The sequence below is a fragment of the bacterium genome, from assembly GCA_035945995.1.
Lineage (GTDB): Bacteria > Sysuimicrobiota > Sysuimicrobiia > Sysuimicrobiales > Segetimicrobiaceae > DASSJF01.
In genome coordinates, this window is sequence record DASYZR010000166.1 from 64,226 (window position 1) to 71,544 (window position 7,319).

Sequence of the window (7,319 nt, forward strand, 5' to 3'; positions counted from 1 at the left end):
ATCGAACGGCGCCGCGTCGTCCGTCCGGGACGCGGGGGCGGGGGGGGAGCCGCTGCTCGAGGTCAACGGGGTCGCCGCGGCGTACGGTGAGGTCCGCGCGCTGTGGGACATCTCGTTTGCCGTGCGCGAAGGCGAGATCGTGACGCTGCTCGGCGCGAACGGGTCCGGCAAGACCACCACGATGCGCGTGATCTCCGGGCTGCTCCGTCCCCTGGTCGGCGACGTTCGCTTCGGGGGCCGGCCGATTCACCGGCTGCGCGCCCCGGCCATCGTCGAGGCGGGCGTCATTCAGATCCCCGAGGGCCGCCGGCTGTGGCCGCGGATGACGGTGCTCGAGAACCTGGAACTCGGCGCGTACCTCCCGCAGAGTCGCGCCCGTCGGCACGAGACGCTGGCGTGGGTGCTGTCGCTCTTCCCCCGTCTCGCGGAGCGCCGGATGCAGCTTGCCGGCACGCTCTCCGGGGGCGAGCAGCAGATGCTCGCGATCGGGCGGGGCCTTATGGGGCTGCCGCGCCTGCTCATGCTCGACGAGCCCTCCCTCGGCCTCGCGCCGATCCTCGTCAAGGAAGTCTTTCGCATCGTGCGCCAGATCAACGCCGAGGGGGTCACCATTCTGCTCGTGGAGCAAAACGTGCACCAGGCCCTCGAGCTCGCGTCGCGGGGCTACGTGCTCGAAACCGGCCGCATCACGCGGTCGGGGTCCGCGGCGGACCTGCTGCAAGACCCCGAGATCAAGCGCGCGTATCTCGGCCGGTAGAGGATTCCCTTCCCGGCGGACGAACTCCAGGGCACCGATGGAAACCGCGCAAGGGGGGACCATGATGTCCGAACGCCAGACCGCCCGGCTCACCAGGCGGCAGTTCGTCACCGCCGGCGGGGTGCTCGCCGGATCGTTGGCCGCGGCGCGCCTCGGCGGACGGCCCGCCTTCGGGGCGGCTGCGCCCGAGATCGTCTTCACCACCGACCAGCTCATTCCGCTGCAGGAACAGGAGTGGGCGCGCACGAGCCTGATGGCGGGCTTCACGAAGGCGTCCGGCATCCCGGTCCGGTTCATCGCGGAAGGGGACGGCCCGTACGTCGACCGGATGGTCGCGGAGGCCAAGGCGGGGCGCGGAACGATCAGCGCGACCGGCGCGCTGCACGGTCTCTACCCCATCCTCCTCAGCGCCAATCTGATCCGGGACATGGCGCCGGTGCAAAAACAGCTCGGGGGGCTGAAGGACCGCACGTTTTACAAGGACCTGCTCGCGGTGTCGCACATGGGCGGCATCCAGGCGTTCATACCCTGGATGCAGGCGACCTACGTCTTCGCGGCCGCCAAGTCGTCGCTGCAGTACTTCCCCAAAGGCCGCAACCCGATGCGGATGACCTACGACGATCTGCTGCAATGGGGACAGAACATTCGGCAGGCCGCCGGGCAGCGCCGGCTCGGCTTCCCCGTCGGGCCGAACGGCCTGTACGGCCGCTTCCTGCACGGCTACGCCTATCCGTCGTTTACCGGAGCGCAGGTCAAGCGGTTCAAGTCTCCCGAGGCCGTCGCGATGTGGCAGTACCTGCGCCGGCTCTGGGGCGTCACGCATCCGTCGTCGTTCACGTACGAGTTCATGTACGAACCCCTCCTGTCCGGTGAGGTCTGGGTCGCGTGGGACCACACGGCCCGGCTGATTCCCGCCCTCCGCCAGAAGCCGGACGACTTCGTGGTGCTGCCCTCGCCGGCGGGGCCGCGCGGCCGGTCCTTCATCTCGGTGATCGTGGGACTGTCGATTCCCAAGAACGCCCCCGACCCGGACGGCGGCGTCAAGCTGATCGAGTACCTGACCCGCCCGTCGACGCAGCTCCTGACGCTCGTGGGCGACGGGTTTTTCCCGGTGTCGCCCGAAGTGGCGAAGTCGGCGACCAGCGGATGGGTCAAGGTCGTGGCGGACGGGGTGTCCGCGCAGGCCGGGGCGCCGGACGCGCACACCGCGCTGCTCCCGGTGGGGTTGGGCGCCCGAACCGCGGAATTCGTCCCGATCTACGCCGACACGTTCCGGCTGATCGCGATTCAGGGGAAGAGCATTCCGGACGTGCTCACGGCGCAGGCCGGCCGGCTCGCGGCGCTGTACCAGGCGGCGAACGCGGTGTGCCCGCCGCCGGATCCCGCGATCACGCCCTGTAAGCCGGACTAGGACCCCGCCGGGCCGACGGGTGGCGAAGTCGCGCCGCGCCGCGTGGGCGCCGTACCTTCTGGCGGTGCCCACGCTGGTGTTTCTCGGCGTGTTCGTCGCCTATCCGATGGTCCAGGCGTTTCTGCTGGGCATCACCACGCCGGACACAGGACGGGTCACCCTCGACAATGTCCGGCGGATGACGTCGGACCTTTACTTTACTCCGGCGGTCCGCGACACCCTGGTGATCACGGCGGTCGCGATTCCCCTGCAGGTCGCGCTGGGACTGGCGATGGCGCTCCTCGTGCAGACCCGCTTCGCGGGGCATTCGATCTTTCTGTACCTCTGCGCGGTGCCGATCGGGATTTCCGATCTCGCCGCGGGGCTGATCTGGCTGTCGATCTTCACGGAGCGCGGGTACCTCAACGCGCTGCTGTTCGGCCTCGGCCGGATCACCCAGCCCGGGCCGTTCCTCACGTACGACCGGCCGGGGTGGCTCCTTGCGGCCGTCGTGCTGACGGAGGTCTGGCGGGCCACGGCGATCGTGATGCTGATCCTGCTGAGCGGCCTGCAGTTGATCCCCAAGGACTACCTCGAGTCGGCCCAGGTGTTTGGGGCCGGTCCCTGGCAGACCCTGCGGTGGGTGACGCTGCCGCTGCTGCGGGCCAGCCTGCAGACGGCGCTGATCATCCGGACGATCCTCGCCTTCGAGGTGTTTGCGCCGGTGATGATGCTCACGGGCCGGCTGCTGCCCGTGCTGGCCGGCGAGTCCTACCTTTGGTACTCGCTGTACCGCAACCCCAACGTCGCGAGCGCCTACGGCGCCCTGATCCTCCTGCTGTCGGGGGCGTTCACCTGGACGTACCTGCGCGTGCTCCGGCCGCGCCCGGGGGAGGTGCAGGGGTGACATTCCGCCGGCTGAGCGTCTACAGCGCCGCGGTCGTGATCGCGGCGTGGGTGGTCTTTCCGATCGTGCTGATCGCGCTCGCCGCCTTCACGCCCCGGGAGGCGCTCTACGCGTGGCCGCGTCCCCTCTGGCCGGCCCGCTTCACGCTCGCCACCATGCGCACGTTTCTCGAGTCCACCGACGTGCTGCGATCCACCTGGAACAGCCTGCAGGTCGCGGGGATGACGATCGGGATGGCGTTTCTGATCTCCGCCCCCGCGGCGTACGCGCTGGCGCGCTACCGGTTCCGCGGGCGCGAGGCGCTGCAGTTCCTCGTGCTCGCGACGAAGATGTTCCCGGCCGCGATCCTGGCGGTCCCCCTGGCCGTCGCCTTCATCCGATGGGGGCTCTACGACACGCTCTTCGGCGTCGCGCTCGTCCACACGGCGCTGGCCGTGCCGTTCGTGATGACGATGGTGACCGGGATTTTCGTGGCGATCTCCTACGAGCTGGAAGAGGCCGCGATGACCCTGGGGAGCAGCCGGCTCGGCGCGGTGATCCGAATCACGCTGCCCATGGCGCTGCCGGGCCTCGCCGCGGCCGGCATCTTCACGTTCATCACGTCGTGGAACGAGGTGTTCGCGGCGTCCATCCTCACGGTCGACCACCGGACGCTGCCGGCGCTCATCCTCAACGCCGTGGTGGGCAGCGGCGCCGGCGCGCCGCTTGATTACCGGTTCGCCGGCGGCTTTTTCATGATCGTCCCGGCGCTGGTGATCATGCTGCTCATCCGCCGCTACCTGCTGACGCTGTGGGGGGTCGCGCTGCGCTGATGGCGGAGGTCCGGCTCGAGCACCTGCGCAAGACCTACGGGAAGGTAACCGCCATCGACGATGTGTCGCTCGCGGTCGACGACGGGGAGTTTCTGGTCCTGCTCGGCCCGTCCGGATGCGGCAAGACGACGGTGTTGCGGGCCGTGGCCGGCCTCGAGGAACTCGACCGGGGCCGAATTTTCATCGGCGGCCGCGACGTCACCCGGCTCCCGCCGGGCCGGCGCCGGATCGCGATGGTGTTTCAGTCCTACGCGGTCTTCCCGCACCTCCGCGTCTACGACAACATCGTCTTCGGGCTGCGCATGGCGCGGGAGCCGGCCGCCGAGCAGCGCCGGCGCGCCCAGGATGCCGCGGAGTTGCTGCAGATTCAGGATCTGCTCGACCGGTATCCCGCCCAGCTGTCCGGAGGCCAGCGGCAGCGCGTCGCGGTGGCGCGGGCGATCGTGATGCGGCCGGACGTCCTCCTGATGGACGAGCCGCTCAGCAACCTGGACGCGCTGCTGCGGCTGCACATGCGAACGGAGCTCAAGCGCATCCACCGCGAGCTGCGGGCGACGACGATCTACGTCACCCACGATCAGGTCGAAGCGCTGAGCCTCGGCCAGCGCATCGCGGTCATGTACGCCGGCCGGATCGTGCAGCACGATACCCCGTTGCGGGTCTACGATGCGCCCGCCAGCCGGCTGGTCGGCGCGTTCATCGGCAATCCGCCCATGAACTTTCTCGAGGGACTCGCGCAGGCGACCGGCGGCGGAACCGCCCTGGTCGTGTCCGGACAGCCGCTCGAGCTGCCCGGCCGGGCCGCGGCGTGGCTCGCGGCGCACGCGCCCGACGCGGTGCTCGCCGGCATCCGGCCGGAGCACATCGCCGTGTCGCTCGGCCCCGTGCCGGGGGCCATCGCCGCCGCGGTGGTCGCGGTCGAGTCCCTCGGCGCCCAGGGCCTGCTCACGGCGGCGGTCGGCGGGCAGATTCTGAAGATCACCGTGCCCGTGGACTTTCACGGCGACCCGGGACAACCGGTCTGGCTCCGCATCGACGGGTCGCGGGTCCGGCTCATGGACGCGCGGACCGGCGACGCGATCTCGGCGTAGCCCGCCGTGGCGGCGTCACCGGACCTCGTCGCCCCGTCGCTCGCCGTGCTGCGCCGGAACGACCTGGGGGCGTACACGCGGCCGAGCCCCCGGCTGTACCCGCACCAGTGGAACTGGGACAGCGCCTTCGTTGCGCTGGCGCTGGCCTATCGCGACTGGCCGCGGGCGGAGCGCGAGGTCGATGCATTGCTGGCGGCGCAGTGGACGAACGGGATGCTGCCGCACATCCACTACAACCCCGACGCCGGCGGCTACTTTCCCGGTCCCGAGTGGTGGCCCGACGTACCGGTGCGCCGGGCGGGCGAGCTCACGAGCGGGATCTCCCATCCGCCGGTGCTCCCCACCATGGTGTACTGGGCGGGGCGCGCGCAGCCGGACGTCCGGGTCCGGCACGCGTGGTGGGCCCGGATCTACGAGCCGCTCCGCGGGGCCCTCAGGTTTTTTTCGGCGCACCGCACCGTCCCCGGATCTCCCCTGATCGTCCTGGTGCATCCCTGGGAGAGCGGGCTCGACAACAGCCCGCGGTGGGACTTCGCGACGGGGGGCGGCTTCCGGCCGTCCCGCCCCTACGCGCGGCACGACACGGGCGTCGTATCCGCCGGGGAGCGGCCCCGGGGCGCCGACTACGACCTCTATCTCTACCTGGTGGAGCTGATCGCCGCGCACCGGTACGACCTGGACGCGTTGCTCCCGCACACGCCGTTCGCCGTCTACGACGCGCTCCTGAACGCGATCTGGTACCGTGCCGCCCTCGACCTGAACCGCATCGCCGCGGAGCTGGGGCGGCCGCCGGAGTGGTCCGCGGACGAACTGCGCCGCTTCTCCGGCGCGTATCACCGGCTGTTGTGGGACGAGCGGTCGAGCCTGTTTCTCGACTTCGACCTCCGCGCCGGCCGGCCCATTCCCGCGCAGACGATCGCGGGCCTCGGGGCGATTTACGCGGGCCTGGTCGAGCGGGAGCAGGCCGCGCGCATGTACCGGAGCTATCGAGACCGATGTCGGGACTGCCGTCTGCTGCCGACCGTGCCGCCGGACCGGCCCGAGTATGAGCCGGCGCGGTACTGGCGGGGTCCCGTGTGGATCAACACCAACTGGTTCGTGATCCGCGGGCTCGAAGATCTGGGACTCGGCGGCGACGCCCGGCCGCTGGCGGAGGCCACAGTGGAGCTCGTGCGCAACGGCGGCTGGTGTGAGTACTTCCACCCGTCGAGCGGCGAGGGCCTCGGCGGCGGCGACTTCTCCTGGACGGCGGCCCTGGTGATCGACCTGCTGTCGCGGCCGGTTTACGGGCCGGGATCGCCGTAGATCGCGACGGCGTTGTCCCACAGGAGGCGGCGCGCGATCGCCTCCCGGTCCTCCGGCCCCGCGAAGCCCCGCTCGGCGACCGTCGTGAGCGCCGCGGCGAGCGCTTCGCGCGCGTGGCGGGCGCCCAGCCAGAACAGTTCCGGGATCGAGAAGGCGTCCGTCGCCAGCAGCACTTTCGACGCCGGCGCGAGGCCGAGCGCGTCTGCGATCGCGTCGGATCCGGCGTGGGCGGCGAACGGTACCGTCAGCGAGAGGTCCATCGCGACGTGCGGGTAGACGTGCGCGAGCCAGGCCGCCTCGCGAACGTACGGGTACGAGTGCAGCAGCACGAACGTGATCGCCCGGAACGGCGGATGCTCGAACACCGGCCGCAGCCACAACGGATTGGCGAGGCGCAGATCCAGGTCACGGTCGCCGAACCCGGTATGCACCTGCACCGGCAGGCGGCGCTCTGCGGCGATCTCGAGCGCCGTCCACAAGAGCGTGTCGAGGAGGGGCTTCGATTCGAGCCGCCCGCGGCCTCGATCAGCCGCGGTGCGCGTCTCGCGGAACGCGGCGGCGAGCGTCGCGGCGTCCCACCGGTCGAGCTCGAGTCCCGTGCGGTAGGCGATGATCGTCTTGAGGCCGCGCACGCGCCCGGCCGCCTCGCGCACGCCCGCGGCAAACCGCTCCCGCAGGTCCGGCCATCCGTCCGCGGCGGGGATCAGGCGCTCCGCCAGCACCTCGAGCCGCAGCAGCTCGCCGGCCGGACGCGACAGGAGGCCGCGCAGCGCCTCGAGATCGTAATGCTCCGCGGCGCGGAAGCCGGGGTCGATGAGCAGCGCGCCGATCCCGCCGCCGTCGAACAGTTCCCGCGTGAGCTCGGGGAACGGCCGGCGCGCCCGCGCCGCCAGGATCGCCGCTTCCGACGCCGGGGAATCGAAGAACGCCGCGAGGTCGCCGAGCGCCCGCCGGTAGAACAGGCTCCAGCCGACGTGCCCCGCGACGATCTCCGGAGCGTCGCTTTCGGTGAAGTGCGCGCGGAACGCCTCCGGGGTCTCGGGCTGCCGGCGCCGCA

Annotated in this window: 7 protein-coding genes; 6 read left to right on the forward strand and 1 reads right to left on the reverse strand. The window is 71.0% G+C overall.

Annotated features, from left to right (window positions below):
• Positions 1-52: 52 nt before the first annotated feature.
• The 6 genes from VGZ23_19770 (at position 53) to VGZ23_19795 (ending at position 6,262) form a co-directional block, all read left to right on the forward strand.
• On the forward strand, positions 53-757 hold the full coding sequence (locus VGZ23_19770; protein HEV2359835.1) for an ABC transporter ATP-binding protein: 705 nt from the start codon (positions 53-55) through the stop codon (positions 755-757).
• 64 nt (positions 758-821) lie between these two features.
• Positions 822-2,168 (forward strand): ABC transporter substrate-binding protein, encoded by a 1,347-nt coding sequence (locus VGZ23_19775; protein ID HEV2359836.1) that lies wholly within the window; start codon positions 822-824, stop codon positions 2,166-2,168.
• A gap of 19 nt (positions 2,169-2,187) precedes the next feature.
• Positions 2,188-3,054, forward strand: coding sequence for a sugar ABC transporter permease (locus tag VGZ23_19780; protein HEV2359837.1), 867 nt, complete (start codon positions 2,188-2,190; stop codon positions 3,052-3,054).
• Positions 3,051-3,866 (forward strand): carbohydrate ABC transporter permease, encoded by an 816-nt coding sequence (locus tag VGZ23_19785; protein ID HEV2359838.1) that lies wholly within the window; start codon positions 3,051-3,053, stop codon positions 3,864-3,866. The genes VGZ23_19780 and VGZ23_19785 overlap by 4 nt, the downstream gene beginning before the upstream one ends.
• On the forward strand, positions 3,866-4,957 hold the full coding sequence (locus tag VGZ23_19790; protein HEV2359839.1) for an ABC transporter ATP-binding protein: 1,092 nt from the start codon (positions 3,866-3,868) through the stop codon (positions 4,955-4,957). The genes VGZ23_19785 and VGZ23_19790 overlap by 1 nt, the downstream gene beginning before the upstream one ends.
• A 6-nt stretch (positions 4,958-4,963) precedes the next feature.
• Positions 4,964-6,262 (forward strand): trehalase family glycosidase, encoded by a 1,299-nt coding sequence (locus VGZ23_19795; protein HEV2359840.1) that lies wholly within the window; start codon positions 4,964-4,966, stop codon positions 6,260-6,262.
• Here VGZ23_19795 and VGZ23_19800 read toward each other — a convergent pair.
• Positions 6,241-7,319, reverse strand: a 1,079-nt coding sequence (locus VGZ23_19800) for an amidohydrolase family protein (GenBank protein ID HEV2359841.1), incomplete at its 5' end; no start/stop codon positions are given. The two genes, VGZ23_19795 and VGZ23_19800, sit on opposite strands and share 22 nt — an antisense overlap.